General features: G+C 68.6%; 16 protein-coding genes. 11 read left to right on the forward strand and 5 right to left on the reverse strand.

Annotated elements, in window-relative coordinates:
• Nucleotides 1-33 precede the first annotated feature (33 nt).
• The 4 genes from FHX50_RS02825 (at nucleotide 34) to FHX50_RS02840 (ending at nucleotide 8,371) form a co-directional block, all read left to right on the forward strand.
• Entirely contained in the window at nucleotides 34-2,151 is a 2,118-nt protein-coding gene (locus tag FHX50_RS02825; RefSeq protein ID WP_183374224.1) for an amino acid permease, read from the forward strand.
• Nucleotides 2,148-3,449: a class I SAM-dependent RNA methyltransferase gene (locus tag FHX50_RS02830; RefSeq protein ID WP_183374226.1), complete on the forward strand. Its 1,302-nt coding sequence runs from the start codon at nucleotides 2,148-2,150 to the stop codon at nucleotides 3,447-3,449. Before FHX50_RS02825 ends, FHX50_RS02830 begins: the two co-directional genes overlap by 4 nt.
• 68 nt (nucleotides 3,450-3,517) lie before the next feature.
• The gene (gene acnA / locus FHX50_RS02835) at nucleotides 3,518-6,301 is read left to right on the forward strand and encodes an aconitate hydratase AcnA (RefSeq protein ID WP_343064031.1); all 2,784 of its coding nucleotides are present in this window, start codon (nucleotides 3,518-3,520) and stop codon (nucleotides 6,299-6,301) included.
• Nucleotides 6,302-6,487: 186 nt separating this feature from the next.
• Nucleotides 6,488-8,371, forward strand: a complete 1,884-nt coding sequence (locus tag FHX50_RS02840) for a 1-deoxy-D-xylulose-5-phosphate synthase (protein WP_183374230.1) — start codon at nucleotides 6,488-6,490, stop codon at nucleotides 8,369-8,371.
• 37 nt (nucleotides 8,372-8,408) lie between these two features.
• Here the strand turns inward: FHX50_RS02840 and map are convergent, their stop codons facing one another.
• From map to FHX50_RS02865, 5 genes are all read right to left on the reverse strand, one after another.
• Complete coding sequence (map, locus tag FHX50_RS02845; RefSeq protein WP_183374232.1) at nucleotides 8,409-9,221, reverse strand: type I methionyl aminopeptidase; 813 nt, start codon at nucleotides 9,219-9,221, stop codon at nucleotides 8,409-8,411.
• Nucleotides 9,193-10,176, reverse strand: a complete 984-nt coding sequence (locus FHX50_RS02850) for a COX15/CtaA family protein (RefSeq protein WP_246370636.1) — start codon at nucleotides 10,174-10,176, stop codon at nucleotides 9,193-9,195. Before FHX50_RS02850 ends, map begins: the two co-directional genes overlap by 29 nt.
• 37 nt (nucleotides 10,177-10,213) lie before the next feature.
• Nucleotides 10,214-11,017 carry an ABC transporter permease gene (locus tag FHX50_RS02855; protein ID WP_183374234.1) on the reverse strand — a complete coding sequence of 268 codons (804 nt, stop codon included), beginning with the start codon at nucleotides 11,015-11,017 and terminating at the stop codon, nucleotides 10,214-10,216.
• Nucleotides 11,014-11,895, reverse strand: a complete 882-nt coding sequence (locus tag FHX50_RS02860; protein ID WP_183374236.1) for an ABC transporter ATP-binding protein — start codon at nucleotides 11,893-11,895, stop codon at nucleotides 11,014-11,016. The genes FHX50_RS02855 and FHX50_RS02860 overlap by 4 nt, the downstream gene beginning before the upstream one ends.
• Before the next feature lie 78 nt (nucleotides 11,896-11,973).
• Nucleotides 11,974-13,032 carry a glutathione S-transferase family protein gene (locus tag FHX50_RS02865; protein ID WP_183374238.1) on the reverse strand — a complete coding sequence of 353 codons (1,059 nt, stop codon included), beginning with the start codon at nucleotides 13,030-13,032 and terminating at the stop codon, nucleotides 11,974-11,976.
• A gap of 191 nt (nucleotides 13,033-13,223) precedes the next feature.
• Here FHX50_RS02865 and FHX50_RS02870 point away from each other — a divergent pair, with 191 nt between their 5' ends.
• From FHX50_RS02870 to FHX50_RS02900, 7 genes are all read left to right on the forward strand, one after another.
• Nucleotides 13,224-13,994 carry a helix-turn-helix transcriptional regulator gene (locus FHX50_RS02870; protein ID WP_183374240.1) on the forward strand — a complete coding sequence of 257 codons (771 nt, stop codon included), beginning with the start codon at nucleotides 13,224-13,226 and terminating at the stop codon, nucleotides 13,992-13,994.
• Nucleotides 13,991-15,418, forward strand: a complete 1,428-nt coding sequence (gene sufB / locus FHX50_RS02875; RefSeq protein ID WP_183374242.1) for a Fe-S cluster assembly protein SufB — start codon at nucleotides 13,991-13,993, stop codon at nucleotides 15,416-15,418. The genes FHX50_RS02870 and sufB overlap by 4 nt, the downstream gene beginning before the upstream one ends.
• Nucleotides 15,418-16,605, forward strand: coding sequence for a Fe-S cluster assembly protein SufD (sufD, locus tag FHX50_RS02880; protein WP_183374244.1), 1,188 nt, complete (start codon nucleotides 15,418-15,420; stop codon nucleotides 16,603-16,605). Before sufB ends, sufD begins: the two co-directional genes overlap by 1 nt.
• Nucleotides 16,605-16,940 (forward strand): non-heme iron oxygenase ferredoxin subunit, encoded by a 336-nt coding sequence (locus tag FHX50_RS02885; RefSeq protein ID WP_183374246.1) that lies wholly within the window; start codon nucleotides 16,605-16,607, stop codon nucleotides 16,938-16,940. Before sufD ends, FHX50_RS02885 begins: the two co-directional genes overlap by 1 nt.
• Nucleotides 16,941-16,960: 20 nt before the next feature.
• Nucleotides 16,961-17,725 carry a Fe-S cluster assembly ATPase SufC gene (sufC, locus tag FHX50_RS02890; protein WP_183374248.1) on the forward strand — a complete coding sequence of 255 codons (765 nt, stop codon included), beginning with the start codon at nucleotides 16,961-16,963 and terminating at the stop codon, nucleotides 17,723-17,725.
• Between the two features lie 34 nt (nucleotides 17,726-17,759).
• A complete protein-coding gene (locus FHX50_RS02895; RefSeq protein ID WP_183374250.1) occupies nucleotides 17,760-18,080 on the forward strand; it encodes a metal-sulfur cluster assembly factor in 321 nt (106 codons plus the stop codon).
• Between the two features lie 245 nt (nucleotides 18,081-18,325).
• The gene (locus tag FHX50_RS02900; RefSeq protein WP_183374251.1) at nucleotides 18,326-18,901 is read left to right on the forward strand and encodes a hypothetical protein; all 576 of its coding nucleotides are present in this window, start codon (nucleotides 18,326-18,328) and stop codon (nucleotides 18,899-18,901) included.
• Nucleotides 18,902-19,047 lie beyond the last annotated feature (146 nt).

Raw genomic sequence — 19,047 nt, forward strand, 5'->3', positions numbered from 1 at the left:
AGATCCCGTGGCCAGCGCGCTAGAGTTTGACCCGTGCCAGGGATTTCCGGATCGCTCAAGCGCCTCGTGGTGGGGCGGCCGTTCTCCTCAGACCGGCTGTCGCGCGAGCGTCTGCCCAAAAGGCTCGCCCTGCCCACCTTCGCCGCTGACGCCCTCAGCGCCGTCGCGTACGCGCCCGACGAGATCCTGCTGACCCTCGCCGTCGGCGGCGTCACCACCTATGCGCTGAGCCCGTGGGTCGGGCTTGCGGTCGTCGCGCTGATGGTCGTGGTGATCATCACCCACCGCACGATCATCCATGAGTATCCGTCGGGCGGCGGCGACTTCGAAGTCGCCCAGAAGAACCTCGGACCCCGCGCCGGCCGCGTCGTCGGCGCTGCGCTCCTCGTGGATTATGTGCTCACCGTCGCGGTGTCCGTGGCGCAGGCGTCCACCTACGCGGCCTCCACCACCTCATTCCTGCACGGCTACGAAGTGCGGATCTCCCTGGCGGTGATCGCGGTGATCGCCGTGGTCAACCTGCGCGGCGTCCGCGACTCCAACGTGGTCCTCGCCGTCCCCGTCTACCTGTTCATGGCCGCGCTCGGCGTCCTCATGATCGCCGGCGCCTACGGGACCATCACCGGCACCCTCGGACAGGCTCCCAGCGCCGGGCTCGACCTCGTGGTCACCGACCCGGTCGAGGAGGGGCTGACCGCGCTCGGCGGCGTGTTCCTCATCCTTCGCGCCTTCACGTCCGGCTGCGCCGCCCTCACCGGCGTGGAAGCCGTGTCCAACGGCGTGCCGTCCCTGCAGCCGCCCAAGTCGCACAACGCCAGCATCGTGCTCGGCATGGTGGGCATCGCCGCCTCCGTCCTCATCATGGGCGTGATCTGGCTTGCGGGCGCCACCGGCGTGAAGTACGTGGAGAACCCGGCCGAGCAGCTCGCCCGCAGCGGTGAGCCGGTGGGGGAGGCGTACCACCAGGTGCCCGTGATCGGACAGATCGCACAGGCTGTCTTCGGCGGCACCGGAGTGCTGTTCGCCCTCGTCATCCTCGCCACCGTGCTGGTGCTGTGCATGGCGGCGAACACGGCGTTCAACGGCTTCCCGATCCTCACCAGCATCCTCGCCCGCTCCCGGTACCTGCCGCGGCAGTTCGCCGTCCGCGGCGACCGCCTCGCCTACTCCAACGGCATCATCGCGCTGGCCGCGGCCTCCGGGGTGCTCGTGTGGGCGACCGGTGCCGAAGTGACGCTGCTGATCCAGATGTACATCGTGGGCGTGTTCGTGTCCTTCGCGTTCGGGCAGGCGGGCATGGTCCGTCACTTCAATGCGCGCCTGCGGGTCGAGGCGCAGTCCGCCCGCCGGCAGCGGCTGCGCCTCGGCCGCCTGATCAACCAGATCGGTTTCGTCATCGTGGCGACCGTGCTCGCGGTCGTCGTGATCACGAAGTTCGCCGAGGGCGCCTGGGTGGCGCTGCTGCTGATGGCGGTCCTTCTGCTGCTGATGACCGGCATCTCCCACCACTACGAGGACGTCCGCTCGCAGCTGGAGCTGCCGCAGACGGCCGCTGACTCGGACGCGGCGGCCCCCGTCGGCATCCAGGACGCCGCCGGCGACTCCGCCGGGGAGCGCACCTCCTCCAGTGCCGACCAGGACTCCGACTCCGGCTTCAGCTGGCAGCGCCGCGCCCTCTCCTCCCGTGCGGTGGTGCTGGTGACAGCGCTGAACCGGCCCGCGATTCGGGCCCTCGACGTCGCCGCCGCATCCCGCCACATGGAGGTGGAGGCGCTGACGGTGAAGAACGACGAGGCCCGCACTCGTCAGCTCATCGACCGGTGGCGCGACCTCGACATCCCGATGTCCCTGCGGATCGTGTACTCGCCGTACCGCGAATTCTCCGGTCCGATCCTCGCGTACGTCTCATCCCTTACCAGGCGACACCCGGATGATGTTGTGGTCGTCTACATTCCGGAGTACCTCGTGGGACACTGGTGGGAGGCACTGCTGCACAACCACGCGATGAACCGTCTCAAGCACCAGCTGACGATGCTGCCCCGCGTGGTCATCGCAACCGTGCCGTGGCAGCTCACATCAGCGCGCGAGCGGTCGAGGTTCTTCCGCGACCATCTTCAGCGCGCCCGAACCAGGAGAGGGCGCAGACCATGACGGACGCCAGTGCGACCGAGGGACGCATCATCACGGTCACCACGTCGAAAGCGGCGAACGGGGGCACCTTCGTGGCCCGGCATGAGGGCCGCGTGGTCTTCGTCCGCGGCGCCGCACCCGGGGAGACCGTCGCCGCCCGTGTTCTTCCGGAGGACGACCGCGACAGCGCCCGCTTCTGGCGCGCCGAAGTCATCGAGGTCATCGACCCGTCCCCGGACCGCGTGGAGTCGATCTGGCCCGAAGCCGGCACCGGCGGACTCGGCGGTGCCGACTTCGCCCACATCGCCCTGAACGCACAGCGCCGCATCAAGACCGACATCCTGCAGGAGCTGCTCACGCACGCGCGTCTGAGCACGATCGACATCGCCGATGTCTCCGTGGAGCCGGCCCCCGGAGACTTCGACGGACTCGGTTGGCGCAGCCGAGTCCGGTTCTCCGCCGACGGCGGCCGCATCGGCATGCGCGGCTGGCGGTCCCACACGGTCCACGGTGTGGGGGACAACCCGCTCGCCGCAGAGCCGATCGCCCAGATGCACCTGTCGGACATCACCGTGCCGGAGTGCGTCGGTGCGATCGACGCGGTGGCCCCGTCGGCCTCCGGACCCCTTCTCGTGATCCGGTCGCACCAGCCGCTCACCCTGGAGGACCTGGCGCTGCCGAGGCGCCTGGACGATGTGGACGTCGCCGTGGTGACGCGCCGCGGCAGCGACGTGCTGCGCGGCAGTGAGCGGGTCCGTGAACGGGTCGGCGAGGACGAGTTCGAGCTGTACGGCGGCGGCTTCTGGCAGATCCACCGCTCCGCCCCGCGGGTTCTGACCACCGTGGTCTCCCGCATGCTCGGCGCCCAGGAGGGGGAGACGGTCTGGGACCTGTACGGCGGCGCCGGTCTGCTCAGCGTCGGTGCGGCCCGCGCCGTGGGGGAGAGCGGCTCCCTCGTGTCCGTGGAGGGATCGGCGCGCGCGAGCCGTGACGCCGAAGGCAATCTGTCCGCCTTCCCCCAGGCGTCGGTCGTCGCCGCGGATGTCACCGATTTCGCGGCCCGCGCCGACACGGGCGCCGATCGGATCATCATGGACCCGCCGCGCGCCGGTGTCGGGGAGAAGACGATCCGCCGCCTGCTGGAGCTGACGAGGCAGCGGGCCGTGTACGTGTCCTGCGAGCCCTCCACCCTCGCCCGTGATCTGCGCGCCGCCGAACAGGCGGGCTGGCGCATCATCGACTTCCGCGCCTTCGATCTGTTCCCGCACACTCACCACCTCGAATCTGTGGTGACGCTGGAACCGGCGACGGCCGGGTGAGGCTTCGCACACGGCGGAGCCTCGTGATAGATTTATCTTGAGATCAAGATATCTGTGAGGAGATGCCCGTGAGCACCGTCAATTCCTTCGACGCCAAGACCTCGCTCAAGGTCGGCGACACCGACTACGAGATCTACGACCTCGGCAAGGTGGAGGGCGCCAGCCGCCTCCCGTACTCGCTGAAGATCCTGCTGGAGAATCTTCTGCGCACCGAGGACGGCGCTGACATCACCGCTGACCACGTCCGCGCCCTCGCCGAATGGGACCCGAAGGCGGACCCGTCCACCGAGATCCAGTTCACCCCCGCCCGCGTTATCATGCAGGACTTCACCGGCGTGCCCTGCGTGGTGGACCTCGCCACCATGCGCGAGGCCATGGAGGACCTCGGCGGCGACGCCTCCAAGATCAACCCCCTCGCACCGGCCGAAATGGTCATCGACCACTCCGTCATGATCGACGTGGCCGGCCGCCTCGACGCCCTCGAGAAGAACATGGAGCTCGAGTACGGCCGCAACCGTGAGCGCTACCAGTTCCTCCGCTGGGGCCAGAACGCCTTCCAGGACTTCAAGGTCGTGCCCCCGGGCACCGGCATCGTCCACCAGGTCAACATCGAGTACCTCGCCCGCACCGTCATGACCCGCGAGGTCGACGGCGTCCTGCGCGCCTACCCGGACTCCTGCGTCGGCACCGACTCCCACACCACGATGGTCAACGGCCTGGGCGTGCTCGGCTGGGGCGTGGGCGGCATCGAGGCGGAGGCGGCGATGCTCGGCCAACCCGTGTCCATGCTGATCCCGCGCGTGGTCGGCTTCAAGCTCACCGGCGAGATCCCGCCGGCCGCCACCGCGACCGACGTCGTCCTCACCATCACCGAGATGCTCCGCAAGCACGGTGTGGTCGGCAAGTTCGTGGAGTTCTACGGCGAGGGCGTGGGCCAGGTGCCGCTCGCCAACCGCGCCACCATCGGCAACATGAGCCCCGAGTTCGGCTCCACCTGCGCCATCTTCCCGATCGACTCCGTCACCACCGACTACCTCCGCCTCACCGGCCGCTCCGAGGAGCAGGTGGAGCTGGTGGAGAAGTACGCGAAGGCCCAGGGACTGTGGCACGACCCCGCGAACGAGGTCGAGTACTCCGAGTACCTCGAGCTGGACCTGTCCACCGTGGTGCCGTCCATCGCCGGCCCGAAGCGCCCGCAGGACCGCATCGTGCTGTCCGAGGCGAAGAAGGGCTTCCGCGAGGTGCTGCCCGCCTACGCCCGTGACGCCGCTGCCGGTGACGACACCGTCGCCGTGGACGAGGGCGACGGCTCCTTCCCCGCCTCCGACCCCGCGAACGAGGGTCACGAGGAGGACAAGCCGGCCCGCGAGAAGGTCGCCGGCCGCGCCTCCAACCCGACCCCGGTGAAGGGCCACGACTTCGAGATCGACCACGGCATCGTGTCGATCGCGTCGATCACCTCCTGCACCAACACCTCGAACCCGTCGGTGATGATGGCCGCGGGCATCCTGGCGAAGAACGCCGCTGAGAAGGGCCTGGAGGTGAAGCCGTGGGTCAAGACGTCCATGGCTCCCGGCTCTCAGGTGGTCACCGGCTATTACGAGAAGGCGGGCCTCTGGCCGTACCTCGAACAGCTGGGCTTCCACCTGGTGGGCTACGGCTGCACCACCTGCATCGGCAACTCGGGCCCGCTCGCCCCGGAGATCAGCGAGGCCATCGCCGAAGGCGACCTCGCCGTCACCTCCGTGCTGTCCGGCAACCGCAACTTCGAGGGCCGCATCAACCCGGACGTGAAGATGAACTACCTCGCGTCCCCGCCGCTCGTGATCGCCTACGCACTCGCCGGCACCATGGACTTCGACTTCGATGTTGATCCGCTGGGCCAGGACAAGGACGGCAACGACGTGTTCCTCAAGGACATCTGGCCGAACCCCGCCGAGGTGGAGAAGGTCATCAGCGAGTCCATCACCCGCGAGATGTACCAGAACGACTACGCCGACGTGTTCCAGGGCGATGAGCGCTGGCGCTCCTTGGAGACTCCGGAGGGCGACACCTTCGCCTGGGACGAGGACTCCACCTACGTGCGCAAGCCTCCGTACTTCGAGGGCATGGGTGCTCAGCCGGAGAAGCTCACCGACATCTCCGGTGCTCGCGTCCTGGTGATGGTCGGCGATTCGACCACCACCGACCACATCTCGCCCGCCGGCTCCATCAAGGCGGATTCGCCCGCCGGCGTGTACCTGAAGGAGCACGGCGTTGACCGCAAGGACTTCAACTCCTACGGGTCCCGCCGCGGCAACCACGAGGTGATGATCCGCGGCACGTTCGCGAACATCCGCCTGCGCAACCAGCTTCTGGACGATGTGGAGGGCGGCTACACGAAGAACTTCCTCACCGGGGAGCAGTCCTTCATCTACGACGCTGCGCAGGACTACGCCGCCAAGGACATCCCGCTGGTGGTCATCGCCGGCAAGGAGTACGGCACCGGCTCCTCCCGCGACTGGGCTGCGAAGGGCACCAAGCTGCTCGGCGTGCAGGTCGTCATCGCGGAGTCCTACGAGCGCATCCACCGCTCGAACCTCATCGGCATGGGCGTGCTGCCGCTGCAGTTCCCGGAGGGGCAGACCCCGGACTCGCTCGGCCTGACCGGCGAGGAGACCTTCTCCTTCACCGGCATCGAGGCGCTGAACGACGGACCGATCCCGTCGACCGTGCACGTCACGGCCGAGCGCGAGGGCGGCGAGACGGTCGAGTTCGACGCGGTGGTCCGCATTGACACCCCGGGCGAGGCGTCCTACTTCCGCAACGGCGGCATCCTGCCGTACGTGCTGCGCCAGCTCGCGGCGAAGTGATGGCCCCGGCCTGACCCGCGCAGCGGCCCCGTTCCCCTCCATCGATGGGGGAGCGGGGTCGCTGCCCTGTGAAGGGCGGCGCGGCGTGTGCACACGCCGTTCTCACACTTGTGATCATCTGGTGAATTTCTGCACGTATGTGCAGATGCGCTCGGAAACCGCAGATGGGGAGCGTAGTCTCGCGGTATGAGCAGAACGCAGACGGAGATCGTTGAGCACGCCGCCACCCCCGCGGCCGCCCCGTCCATCCCCGCCGACCCGGCAGCCCTGCGCGCCCTGAGCGCCGCCGAGGTCGATGCTCTGCTGCCGCACCTGCGGCGCAGCCTGCTCGACATCGTCGCCGCCAGCGGCGGCCACGTGGGCCCGAACCTCGGCGTCCTCGAACTCACCGTGGCCCTGCACCGCGTGTTCGACTCCCCGCGCGACCCGATCGTGTTCGACACCGGCCACCAGGCGTACGTCCACAAAATGCTGACCGGCCGCCCCGACCTCGCGGGGCTGCGCACCGAAGGCGGCATCTCCGGCTATCCGAGCCGATCGGAGTCCGAGCACGACCTCGTGGAGAACTCCCACGCCTCCGGCTCGCTCGCGTGGGCGCTGGGTCTCGGCATGGCGTTCTCCGCCGACGCGGCTGCGCTGTCCGACGGGTCCCGCTCCCGCACCTCCGTCGCGGTGATCGGCGACGGCGCCCTCACCGGCGGTGTGGGGCTGGAAGCACTGAACCTCGCGGTCGATCATCCCCACGCACGCACCGTGTTCGTCCTCAACGACAACACCCGCAGCTACGCCCCCACCATCGGCGGTCTGGCTCGCTGCCTCAGTGAGCTGCGCAGCGGCACTGCTGCCGCGAACCCGTTCGAGGTGCTCGGCTACCGCTACATCGGTCCTGTCGACGGGCACGACGTCCACGCCCTCGAAGCCGCCCTGACGCAGGCGCGGGACGCCGCCGGCCAGGGCGCGGTTCCGCTCGTCCACGCCGTCACAGCGAAGGGCCGCGGCCTGCTCGCCGCCGAACTGCACGAGGTGGACCTGTGGCACGCCCACGGCCCGTTCGACATCACCACCGCCCAGTCGACCCCCGACCCGGTGCCGACCGGCCCCGGCGCCACCTGGACCGACCGCTTCGCCGCGACCGTGCTCGGCATCGCCGATCAGCGCGACGACATGGTGGCGCTGAGCGCCGCCATGATCGACCCCGTCGGCCTCACCCCGATGCAGCAGGCCCACCCCGCACGGGTCCTCGACACCGGCATCGCCGAGCAGGTGACCCTGGACATCGCCGCCGGCCTCGCGAACGCCGGCCAGCGGCCCCTGGTGGCGCTGTACTCCACGTTCCTCACCCGCGCGATCGACCAGCTGCTGATGGACATCGGCCTGCACAGCGAGCCGGTGACGATCACCCTGGATCGCGCCGGTGTCACCGGTGATGACGGCGCCAGCCATCACGGCATCTGGGACCTCGCGCTCGCTGCGCAGGTGCCGGGCCTGGAGGTGTGCGCGCCGCGCGACGGGCAGCGGCTGGAGGACGCCCTGCGCCGCCGCCTCGGTGGTGATGAGGCGCCGACGGGTCCCGGCCTGATCCGGTTCCCGAAGGGCTCAGTCGGCCCCGATGTGGCCGCGGCGGCCTCGGTGCCCGCCGGAGATGTCCTGTTCGCGTCCTCCGACGCCGCGCTGGCGTGCGCGACGGGCGAGGCGCTCGATGCTGAGGCGCCGACGCTGATCATCACGATCGGGTCGCTCGCTGCCCGCGCCGTGGCGGCGGCGAAGACGCTCGCCGCGACCGGCGCAGAGGTGCTGGTCATCGACCCCGTCATCGCCCTGCCGCTCGCGGGACCCCTCCTGGACCTGTGTGCGCGTGCGTCGGCCGTGGTGACGATCGAGGACGGCGTGCGGGAGCGCGGCATCGGGGCGGCGCTGCGGTTCGCCCTCGCGGACCGCGGCGTGCAGGTGCCGAGCGCCGTGCTCGGTGTGGACCAGGCGTTCATCGATCACGCGAAGCGCGACGCGATCCTCAGCCGTGAGGGCCTGGACGCGGAGGCGATTGCGGAGGCTGCGGCGCGCCTGCGCTGACCAGCGGGCCCGCGCCGCTCTGCTGAACGGGTGCGGTTCAGGCGATGCTGGAGCGCGGCGACGGGTCGTCGGCGCGGCCGGTCATGATGATCGGAGCACCGTCGGTCACGATCAGCGTGTGCTCCGCGTGGGCGCCGGTGGAGCCGTCATCGGTCTCGACCGTCCAGCCGTCCCGCTCGGTGATGAACAGGGACGCCGTGGTGGGGGACAGGAACGGCTCCACGGTGATAGCCATTCCCGCCTCCAGGCGCTGACCCGTCCCGGGCTGACCCCAGTTCGGGATGAACGGCTCCTCATGCATGGTGCGACCCACGCCGTGCCCACCGAAGCGGGTATTGATGCTGTAGCCGAGTGCGTGCGCCCGTGACTCGACCGCGTGCCCGATGTCGCCCACGCGAGCGCCGGCGACGGCGGCGTCGATCCCCGCCCACATGACGTCCTCGGTGTCCTGGATGAGGCGGCGGTGCGCGTCGGACTGCTCACCCACGCTGATGGACAGGCAGGAGTCGGCGACCCAGCCGTCGAGTTCGACGGCGAAGTCGAGGGACAGCAGGTCCCCGTCGGCCAGGACGCGGTCGTAGGGGCGGCCGTGCAGCACCGCCTCGTTGACGGAGGTGCAGATGACGTGCCCGAACGGGGAGCCGCCGAAGCTGGGGTGGTAGTCGAGGTAGCAGGAGGCGGCGCCGGCTTCGCGGATCAGGCGGTGCGCTTCGGCGTCGATCTCCAGCAGGTTCATGCCGGGCTCCACGACCGTGCGCAGGTGGGAGAGCACACCGGCGACGAACTCGCCGGCGGGCCGCAGCTGCTCGGGGCTGGGACGGTCAGTGCGCGGGCGTCGGCGTCGCAGCATGGGCGCCGGCCTCCTCATGGTCGACTGCGGTCTTCTCCCGCCACGTGTACAGGCTGGAGCCCACCCAGGAGATGCCGCCGGCGAACAGGGCGGCGCCGGTCATGTGCAGCGCCACGAGCAGCTCCGGCAGCCCCAGCAGGTACTGGGTGTAGCCGATGACGGCCTGCAGGGCGGTCACCACGACGAGTGCGAGGGCGGCGCGGCGGGCGGGGCGGTGCGCCCCGGAGGCGACGAGCGCGACCAGCAGGCCCACAAGGAGCCCTGCGAACAGCATGACGACGTCCGCGTGCAGCCAGGAGATGGTGCGCGGATCCACCATGAAGCGAACCATCGTGTTCGCGTCACCGGAGTGGGGGCCGGAGCCGGTGACGACAGTGCCGAGGATGAGCACGAGGAACCCGGCCGCTGCCATCGGCCAGAACAGCAGCCGCACTGGGCGGGCCACGGCGGGACGGCCGGTGTCATTGCCGTCGTACAGGCGGTACAGCAGCAGGCCGGAGACGAACACCAGGATGGGGGAGACCAGGAAGTGCAGGCTCACCCATTTCGGGTCGAGGTGCAGCACCACCACGCCCATGCCGAGCAGCGCCTGTACGAGGGTGAGGATGAGCGGCACCCACGCGAGGACGCGGAAGCCGGCCCCCTTGTGCTTGAGCCACAGATAGGTGAGGACCAGGACCGCGACGGCAAACACCACCAGCACTCCGGTGAGGGTGCGGTTGCCGAACTCGATGAACGGCCGGATGCCCATCTCAGGGTGGTAGCGGGGCGTGAACTGGCCCGGTTCGCAGTTCGGCCAGGTGGAGCAGCCGAGGCCGGACCCGGTCAGGCGGACCACGGCGCCGGTGACGATGATGCCCATCTGGGAGATCATGTTGCCCCAGAAGGCGATGCGCAGCAGGAGCGACTGCTTCGGGGTGAGGCCGATCAGGCCCTGGTGCGGGGTGGAGCTCATGCGGTCATTGTAGGAAGGGGCCATCGGGACGAACGTCTCATGCACTGGTCCATTTGAAGAACCTCACCGTGAGGACCGTGAACAGCACGGTCCAGCCGGCGAGGATGAGCGCGGACAGCCAGGGCAGCGCAGCACCGTTGAGGGCGGCGCGGACCAGCGCCATCAGCGCGCCGGAGGGCAGCAGCTGCACGAGCGGCTGCGCCCATGAGGGGAACGATTCGACCGGAAGGGCGACCCCGCCACCGGCGACCAGGGCGATGAACGCGAGGTTCGCCAGCGCCAGCACTCCTTCCGCGCGCAGCGTCCCGGCGATGAGGAGCCCGAGGGCGCCGAACGCGGCGGTGCCGAGCAGCCATGGGAGCACCGCGGTGAGGACCTGGGCGGCCGACGGGTGCCAGCCGAGCGCGAGGGCGAGGGCGCCGAGGGCGGCGACCTGCAGCAGATGGATGAGACCGAGCGCGAGGAGCTTGCCGGCAATGTAGCCGGAGCGGCCCAGGGGAGTGGTGGCGATCCAGCGCAGCACGCCTGCCCGTCGGTCGAAGCCGGTGGCGATGGACTGCGAGGTCATCGAGGTGGCGATGATCGCGGTGACGGCGGTGGCGGCGACCTTGTCGCCCATGGTGAGGGCACGACCGTCGAACATCGAGTCGGGCAGGGGGATGAGGTGCAGGCCGAGCAGGACGAGGGCCGGCAGGACGATCGCGACCATGAGCTGTTCGCCGTTGCCGAGGAGGGTGCGGGCCTCCAAGGAGGCGTGGGTGAGGATGCGGCGGCCGGTGCTGGCGGCGCGCTGCGGCGTCGGGGCGGCCGCCGGCGTCTGCGGGGCGGTGGCGGTGCTCATGCGCGGGCCTCCTCAGTGTCGTTGGTGAGCTGCACCAGGATGTCCTCCAGCGCGTCGGAAGCCGGTGCGGCCTCCAGGGTGAGGCCCTTCTCGACGGCGGCGCGGCGCATCTGCTCGGTGAACGCGGCACGGTCCTCATCGGTGCCGCCGCCCAGGGTGAGGGCGGTCCGGGTCGGAGCGGAGTCCTGCAGCTGGGACACCACGTCGGCGGTGGAGCCGGAGGCGAGCATGCGGCCCCCGGCGATGACCACGACGTGGTCGGCGAGGGCCTCGACGTCGTCGATGGCGTGGGTGGTGAGGATGACCGCGGCGCCGCGGTCCGCTTCGGCGCGGATGATGTCACGGGTGCGGCGGCGGATGGCGGCGTCCATCCCAGCGGTGGGCTCGTCCAGGAACAGCAGGTCGGGTTGCGCGATCAGGGCAAGCGCGAGGGACAGCCGCTGCTTCTGGCCGCCGGAGAGCCGCCGCACAATGGTGGAGGCGAACTGGTCGATTCCGAGCTGGCGGGCGAGTGCGTCAGCGTCCCGGGGCTGCTGCACCATGCGGGCGGCGTAGGCGAGCAGCTGGCGGGGCTTCGCGCTGGTGCTGAGGCCGCCGTCCTGCAGCATCACACCGATGCGGGCGCGCTCATCCGCTGTGGCCCGCAGGGGGTCGGCGCCGAGGGCGCGGATGGTGCCGGAGTCGGGAGCGAGCAGGCCGGTGGCGCAGGCGATCGTGGTGGATTTGCCGGCGCCGTTGGGGCCGAGGATGGCGGTGATCTCACCGCGGCGGGCGGTCAGGCTCACGCCGTCCACGGCGGTGACGGACCCGAAGCGCTTGGTGAGTGAGTCGATGACCAGGCCGTCGGAGGCGCGGGCTGGATGGGGCAGTTCAGTCATGGCTGCTCCATCGTAGGCCCGCCCCGTCGAGCTGGGTGTGCCCGGGGTGGTCATCGGTGCTGCGCGGTGCTGCGCACCTCAGCGGTGCGTGATCTCCAGCGGCGTGTTCTCCTGGGCGACCGTCTCGGATTCCAGCGGGGGCAGGGGTGCGGTGCCGCCGTCGCCCCACGTGTTCGTCTCGAACCGGTCGCGGCCGTGCGGCTCCAGCAGCCACTCCATAGTCGGCCCCTTCGGCACGATCTGGGTGGGGTTCACGTCTTCCTGGACGATGTAGTAGTGGTCCTTGATCTGCTGGAAGTCGACGGTGTCGCCGAAACCGGGTGTCTGGAACAGGTCGGCGAGGTAGCCGGAGAGGTTCTCCATCGAGCGGATGGTCTGGCGGTTCGCCTTGAAGTGACCGTGGTAGACGGGGTCGAAGCGCACCAGCGTGACGAACAGGCGCACATCGGCCTCCGTGATGGAGCGGCCCATCAGGTAGCGGCGGGCCGAAAGGCGCTCATCGAGGACGTCGAGGGCGTCCCACAGCTCGTCATAGGCCTCCTCGTAGGCCTCCTGCGTGCCGGCGAAGCCGCACTTGTACACGCCGTTGTTGACGCGGTGCAGGATGAAGTGGAGCAGCGCCTCCATCTCCTCGGCATGCTCGGCGGGCCACAGGTTCGGGGCACCGTCACGGTGGAACTCGGTCCATTCGGAGGAGAAGTCGCGGGTGATCTGGTCGAAGTCGTTGGTGACGACTTTGCCGTCGCGGGTGTCGACGATCGCGGGGACGGTGATGCCGCGCTCGTAGTCGGGGAAGCGCTGGAAGTACGCCTCCTGGAGGCGTTCGATGCCGAGCACCGGGTCCTTGCCGCCTTCGTCGAGGTCGAACGTCCAGGAGCGGGCATCGTGCGTGGGCCCCGGCATGCCGACCGAGATGGCCTCTTCGAGGCCGAGCAGGCGTCGGACGATGAGGGTGCGGTTGGCCCACGGGCAGGCACGGGCGGCGATGAGGCGGTAGCGGTGCGCTTCGACCTCGTAGCCGTCGCGCCCGTCGCGGGTGATGCGAGTGGGGATGTAGGTCATGTCGCGCTCGAAGGCTTCGCCCTCATGCACGTAGGAGCCCTTGGTGGAATGCTGGGTGGTGTCGTCGGCAGTCATGGTGCCTCCTTCTCCGGCGGTGGGCCGACGGATGCTCGTCGGCGGTTGGAGTCCACTCTAGCGACCGATAGTTGAATAGTGAAGCAACATGGGTGAGCGGCCGATGACTTAGGTCCCCCTTCGTTTCTTTTCGCAACGGCCGGGTTGTAGAATCGGTGTCAATGTCGTCGAGCAGCGGAAAGAGGTGAACGATGACCGATCAGAGTCCCGCACCCGCGGGAGTCGGTGCTCCTGAGAACACTCGTGATCGCCTCGTCGAAGCCATCTCCGTGGACGGCCCCATCGCAGCCGGCGACCTCGCCGAGCGCTTCGGCCTCACTGGCGCCGCCATCCGCCGCCATCTCGCTCAGCTGGAGGCCGACGGCGTCATCGAGGAGCGCGAACCGGCCACCGTCAAGCGCGGCCGCGGGCGCCCCCGCCGCGAATTCGTCCTCGCCTCCTCAACGCCTCGCGACCTCGCCTCCTCCGAGGCGGACGAGATCGCCATCGCCGCCATGCGCGAGCTGGAAGCAGCTGGGGGAGCGGAGGCCGTTGTGCGCCTCGCCCGCGCCCGCACTGATCGCTGGGAGCGCGAGTTCGCCAGGCGCCTCACGGCCGAGCAGGCCGACGGGGCCGAGGTCACCACGGCCCGCCGTCTGGAGATCGTCGTCGACCTGCTGCAGGAGCGCGGCTATGCCGCCTCCATGCGTCCCGTCGCAGTGCGCCTTCCCGGAGGTGGGCGGACTCTGCGCACCGTTCAGCTGTGCCAGGGGCGCTGCCCCATTCAGGACATCGCAGCTGAGCACCCTGAGCTGTGCGACGTCGAGACGTCCGCACTCGCCCGCATGCTGGGGGCGCCGGTCCAACGGCTGGCGACCCGCGCTTCGGGCGCCCATGTCTGCACCACCCACGTCACTCCGATGCCGGGTGGTGGGGACGAGCTGCCCGACCACGAATTGTTCACAGAAGGAAGGACACCATGACGAGTGCACCTGAACAGCTGACCCAGGACGAGATCATCTCGTCCATCGGAAGCTATGAATACGGCTGGAGGGACTCTGACGAAGCAGGCCAGAACGCCCGCCGCGGTCTGTCCGAGGATGTTGTCCGCAACATCTCCGAGCTGAAGGACGAGCCGGAGTGGATGCTCAAGCGCCGCCTGCGCGCCCTCAGCCTGTTCGAGAAGAAGCCGATGCCCACCTGGGGCCCCGACCTCTCCGGCATCGACTTCGACAACATCAAGTACTTCGTGCGCTCCACCGAGAAGCAGGCCACCAGCTGGGAGGACCTGCCCGAGGACATCAAGGAGACCTACGACCGCCTCGGCATCCCCGAAGCGGAGAAGGAGCGCCTGGTCGCCGGCGTCGCCGCGCAGTACGAGTCCGAGGTCGTCTACCACCAGATCCGTGAGGACCTCGAGGCCCAGGGCGTCATCTTCGTGGACACCGACACCGGCCTGCGGGAGTACCCCGAGCTGTTCGAGGAGTACTTCGGCACCGTGATCCCGTCGGGCGACAACAAGTTCGCCGCTCTGAACACCGCCGTGTGGTCCGGCGGCTCCTTCGTGTACGTCCCGCCGGGTGTCCACGTGGAGATCCCGCTGCAGGCCTACTTCCGCATCAACACGGAGAACATGGGCCAGTTCGAGCGCACGCTGATCATCGCGGACGAGGGCTCCTACGTCCACTACGTCGAGGGCTGCACCGCCCCGATCTACAAGTCGGACTCGCTGCACTCCGCCGTGGTGGAGATCGTCGTGAAGAAGGACGCCCGCGTCCGCTACACCACGATCCAGAACTGGTCGAACAACGTGTACAACCTCGTCACCAAGCGCACCACGGTGGAAGAGGGCGGCACCATGGAGTGGGTCGACGGCAACATCGGCTCCAAGGTCACCATGAAGTACCCGGCTGTCTGGTTGATGGGCGAGCACGCCCGCGGCGAGACCCTCTCGATCGCGTTCGCCGGCGAGGGGCAGCAGCAGGACACCGGCTCGAAGATGGTGCACATGGCACCGAACACCTCGAGCTCGATCGTCTCGAAGTCCGTGTCGCGCGGCGGCGGCCGATCCTCGTACCGCGGCCTGGTGCAGGTGAACAACAATGCCCGCCACTCGGCCTCCACCGTGCTGTGCGACGCCCTGCTGGTGGACACCCAGTCCCGCACCGACACCTACCCGTACGTGGATGTGCGCGTGGACGATGTCCAGATGGGCCACGAGGCGACCGTCTCCAAGGTGAGCGAGGAGCAGCTCTTCTACCTGATGAGCCGCGGCCTTGAAGAGACCGAGGCGATGGCGATGATCGTGCGCGGCTTCATCGAGCCGATCGCGCGTGAGCTCCCGATGGAGTACGCGCTTGAGCTCAACCGACTCATTGAACTGCAGATGGAAGGAAGCGTTGGCTGATGACAGTCACAGACCACTCGAAGGCTGAGCTGGAGTCCGAGGGCATCGCCCTCGGTGCCCACACGGAGGATTCCCGCGCGTACCGCTACGCCGCGTTCGGCGTGGACAACCACGAGATCCCGACCGGCCGCGAGGAGGAGTGGCGCTTCGCCTCCCTGCGCGAGATCTACCCGCTCCTCCAGGCCACCGAGACCACCGTGTCCGAGGACGTCGTCGCCTTCGACGTCGACGAGGTCGAGGGCATCACCGTCGGCTCACTGGGGGCCGACGAGGCGCCCCGCAACACCCTGCTCGTCCCGGAGGACCGCATCGCGGCCGCAGCCGCTGAGCTGACCGCGAACGCCCTCCACCTGAAGGCGCCGAAGAACACCGTGGTGGAGCAGCCGCTGCGCGTGGAGATCACCGGCAAGGACGGCTCCACCGCCTCGCACGCCGCGATCGTGCTCGAAACCGAGGAGTCGGCTCGCGCCACCTACATCCTCAACCACACCGGCACCGCCCTGTTCGGTGAGAACGTGGAGATGGTCGTCGGCGACAACTCCGAGATGACCGTCATCTCCCTGCAGGACTGGGACGACGACGCCATCCATGTCGCCACCCACGTGGCGCACCTGGGCCGCGATGCGAAGCTCAAGCACATCGTCGTCTCCCTGGGCGGCCGTGCCGTGCGCGTGAACTCCACGTCGAAGTTCAACGCCCCGGGCTCGGAGATCGAGCAGATCGGCCTGTACTTCGCCGATGACAAGCAGCACCTCGAGCACCGCCTGTTCGTGGACCATGCCGCCCCGAAGTGCACCTCGGACGTCACCTACAAGGGGGCGCTGCAGGGCAAGGGCGCTCGGTCCGTGTGGGTCGGCGATGTGCTGATCCGCAAGGAGGCCGAAGGCACCGACACCTACGAGCTGAACCGCAACCTGGTCCTCACCGAGGGGGCGCGCGCGGACTCCGTGCCGAACCTGGAGATCGAGACCGGTGAGATCGAGGGCGCCGGCCACGCCGCCGCCACGGGTCGCTTCGATGACGAGCAGCTGTTCTACCTGCGCTCGCGCGGCATCCCCGAGATCGAGGCCCGCCGCCTGGTGGTCCGCGGCTTCTTCCAGGAGCTGATCCAGAAGATCGACGTTCCGGAGATCCGCGAGCACCTCACCGACTCCATCGAGGACGAGCTCCGTCGGAGCATGAACTGATGACCCCGACCTTCCACGCGGCTGCGAACATCGCGGACATCGCCCCCGGAGAGGTGCTCAGCGTGAGCGTCGCCGGTGTCGATGTCGCCCTGGCGCGCGACGCCGACGGCACCCTCCACGCCCTGGAGGACCGCTGCAGCCATGGGGAGGTCGCCCTGTCCGACGGAGACGTGTTCGAGGGCACGCTCGAATGCTGGAAGCACGGCAGCCAGTTCGATCTGCGAACCGGCCGTCCCCGCCAGCTGCCCGCCACCGAACCCGTGGCCGTCTATCCCGTATCCATCGATGAGGCCACCGGCGCGATCAGCGTTGCGGTGACCGACCCCCACAGCTGACTGAAACTCGAAAGGACATCATGTCTGTTCTTGAAATCAAGGACCTCCACGCAACCGTGGAGACCCCCGAAGGCGACACCAAGGAGATCCTCAAGGGCGTCAACCTGACCATCAAGTCGGGTGAGACCCACGCGATCATGGGCCCGAACGGCTCCGGAAAGTCCACCCTCGCCTACGCCGTCGCCGGCCACCCGAAGTACGAGATCACCCAGGGCGAGGTCCTGCTCGACGGTGAGGACGTGCTGGAGATGTCCGTGGACGAGCGCGCCAAGGCGGGCCTCTTCCTCGCCATGCAGTACCCGGTGGAGGTGCCGGGCGTGACCGTCTCGAACTTCCTGCGCACCGCGAAGACCGCCGTGGACGGCGAGGCCCCGAAGCTGCGCACCTGGGTGAAGGACGTCAAGGGCGCCATGGACCAGCTGCGCATGGACCCGAAGTTCGCCGAGCGCAACGTCAACGAGGGCTTCTCCGGCGGCGAGAAGAAGCGCCACGAGATCCTCCAGATGGAGCTGCTGAAGCCGAAGATGGCGATCCTGGACGAGACCGACTCGGGCCTGGATGTGGACGCTCTGCGCGTCGTCTCCGAAGGCATCAACCGCGTGAAGGAGAACGAGGGCCTGGGCGTCATGCTCATCACCCACTACACCCGCATCCTGCGCTACGTGAAGCCGGACTTCGTGCATGTGTTCGTCAACGGCCGTGTTGCTGAGCAGGGCGGCCCGGAGCTCGCTGCGCGCCTGGAGGAAGAGGGATACGACCGCTTCCTCACCGCAGCGAACGCCTGAGACCTGAGCGCACCCGCGCAGAAACGAGGCAGACATGGCTGAATCCAAGCCCGTCACTGAAGAGGACCTGATCGAGGCCCTCAAGGACGTCATCGACCCGGAGCTCGGCATCAACATCGTTGATCTGGGCCTGGTGTACGGCGTCACTCTCGAGGACGGTCACGCGGTCGTGGATATGACACTGACGTCCGCGGCGTGCCCGCTGACCGATGTGCTGGAGGAGCAGACCTTCGCCGCGCTGGATCCGATCACCGAGTCGCACCGCATCAACTGGGTGTGGATGCCGCCGTGGGGCATGGAGAAGATCACGGAGGATGGTCGCGAACAGCTGCGCGCGATCGGCTTCAACATCTGACGCCTGTCCCTGACAGTCACCGGCGCCGTTCCCCTTCGTGGGGGCGGCGCCGGTGGCGTTCCAGGAGGGGGCCGACGGGTGCCCGCGAGTGTGGAATCAGGGGTGGGGGGCAGGATGGTTCGTTCGGTCACACCACGGTGACGTCCGAATTGACCCGATCGGCCAGTAAGTTACTAGAGGGTCTAGTAGTGCTCGAACGGCGGCACCGTGCCGACTAGACCTTTCGCCCCGAAAGGACACCCCCTATGTCTCAGCAGATCTCCCGCCGCGCGCTCGCGCGCGGTGGCGCGTGGTCGGTTCCCGTTGCCACGGTGAGCGTCGCCGCTTCCGCCTATGCGGTGAGTCGACCCTGCAACCCGGTCCTGGACTCAGGCGGAGGTTTCTCCTACGACTGGGGAGTAGCGGATACAGAGAGGACTAACCAGACCCTGAAGGCGGCAGGCAGCCTGACTGTCAAGAACCTTCCGGCCGACGCTGTCATCACCACGGTGGATTACCGCCTCATCGTCATGAACCGGAATGACAGGGGAGGTGACAAGTGGCAGGACCGCGGCGCCTACGACCCGGGCAACAATAAGGTGAATAAGACCTACTTCGGCAATACGACGTGCTCGGCCGAGTTCGGCGCCATTACTGGCTGTGAGTTCAAGTCGCTCTACGATACGACGGTGGACGCCGGTAGCGCGGCGCTGGCATCGGGGAACCGCAAAAAGCTGCTCTACCGAAGCCTGTCCGGCACTGACCCGATCTGGGTCACCCGTGACGCTCGAATCTACCTCGAAAGCAACTGGGTGGACCGGACCTTCCGGGACGGCACCTAGGGCATGGCCTGGACGCTGAAGTTCCAGTCCGACCCGAGCAAACTCACGCCATCCCACTGGACCACGAATTCCACCACCGGGTGCAAGACGCTCACCATCAAGGACACCCCGATCTTCGAACTCGGGTACAGAAGTGTCAGCGGTCC

Source organism: Helcobacillus massiliensis, from assembly GCF_014191425.1.
GTDB classification, from domain to species: domain Bacteria; phylum Actinomycetota; class Actinomycetes; order Actinomycetales; family Dermabacteraceae; genus Helcobacillus; species Helcobacillus massiliensis.

Bases quoted from the DNA above. Each gene is read 5' to 3' on its own strand.
- FHX50_RS02830 (WP_183374226.1), top strand. From the start codon at position 2,148: ATGACGGACGCCAGTGCGACCGAGGGACGCATCATCACGGTCACCACG.
- FHX50_RS02840 (WP_183374230.1), top strand. From the start codon at position 6,488: ATGAGCAGAACGCAGACGGAGATCGTTGAGCACGCCGCCACCCCCGCG.
- map (WP_183374232.1), bottom strand. From the start codon at position 9,221: ATGCTGCGACGCCGACGCCCGCGCACTGACCGTCCCAGCCCCGAGCAG.
- FHX50_RS02850 (WP_246370636.1), bottom strand. From the start codon at position 10,176: ATGAGCTCCACCCCGCACCAGGGCCTGATCGGCCTCACCCCGAAGCAG.
- FHX50_RS02855 (WP_183374234.1), bottom strand. From the start codon at position 11,017: ATGAGCACCGCCACCGCCCCGCAGACGCCGGCGGCCGCCCCGACGCCG.
- FHX50_RS02860 (WP_183374236.1), bottom strand. From the start codon at position 11,895: ATGACTGAACTGCCCCATCCAGCCCGCGCCTCCGACGGCCTGGTCATC.
- FHX50_RS02865 (WP_183374238.1), bottom strand. From the start codon at position 13,032: ATGACTGCCGACGACACCACCCAGCATTCCACCAAGGGCTCCTACGTG.
- FHX50_RS02870 (WP_183374240.1), top strand. From the start codon at position 13,224: ATGACCGATCAGAGTCCCGCACCCGCGGGAGTCGGTGCTCCTGAGAAC.
- sufB (WP_183374242.1), top strand. From the start codon at position 13,991: ATGACGAGTGCACCTGAACAGCTGACCCAGGACGAGATCATCTCGTCC.
- sufD (WP_183374244.1), top strand. From the start codon at position 15,418: ATGACAGTCACAGACCACTCGAAGGCTGAGCTGGAGTCCGAGGGCATC.
- FHX50_RS02885 (WP_183374246.1), top strand. From the start codon at position 16,605: ATGACCCCGACCTTCCACGCGGCTGCGAACATCGCGGACATCGCCCCC.
- sufC (WP_183374248.1), top strand. From the start codon at position 16,961: ATGTCTGTTCTTGAAATCAAGGACCTCCACGCAACCGTGGAGACCCCC.
- FHX50_RS02895 (WP_183374250.1), top strand. From the start codon at position 17,760: ATGGCTGAATCCAAGCCCGTCACTGAAGAGGACCTGATCGAGGCCCTC.
- FHX50_RS02900 (WP_183374251.1), top strand. From the start codon at position 18,326: ATGTCTCAGCAGATCTCCCGCCGCGCGCTCGCGCGCGGTGGCGCGTGG.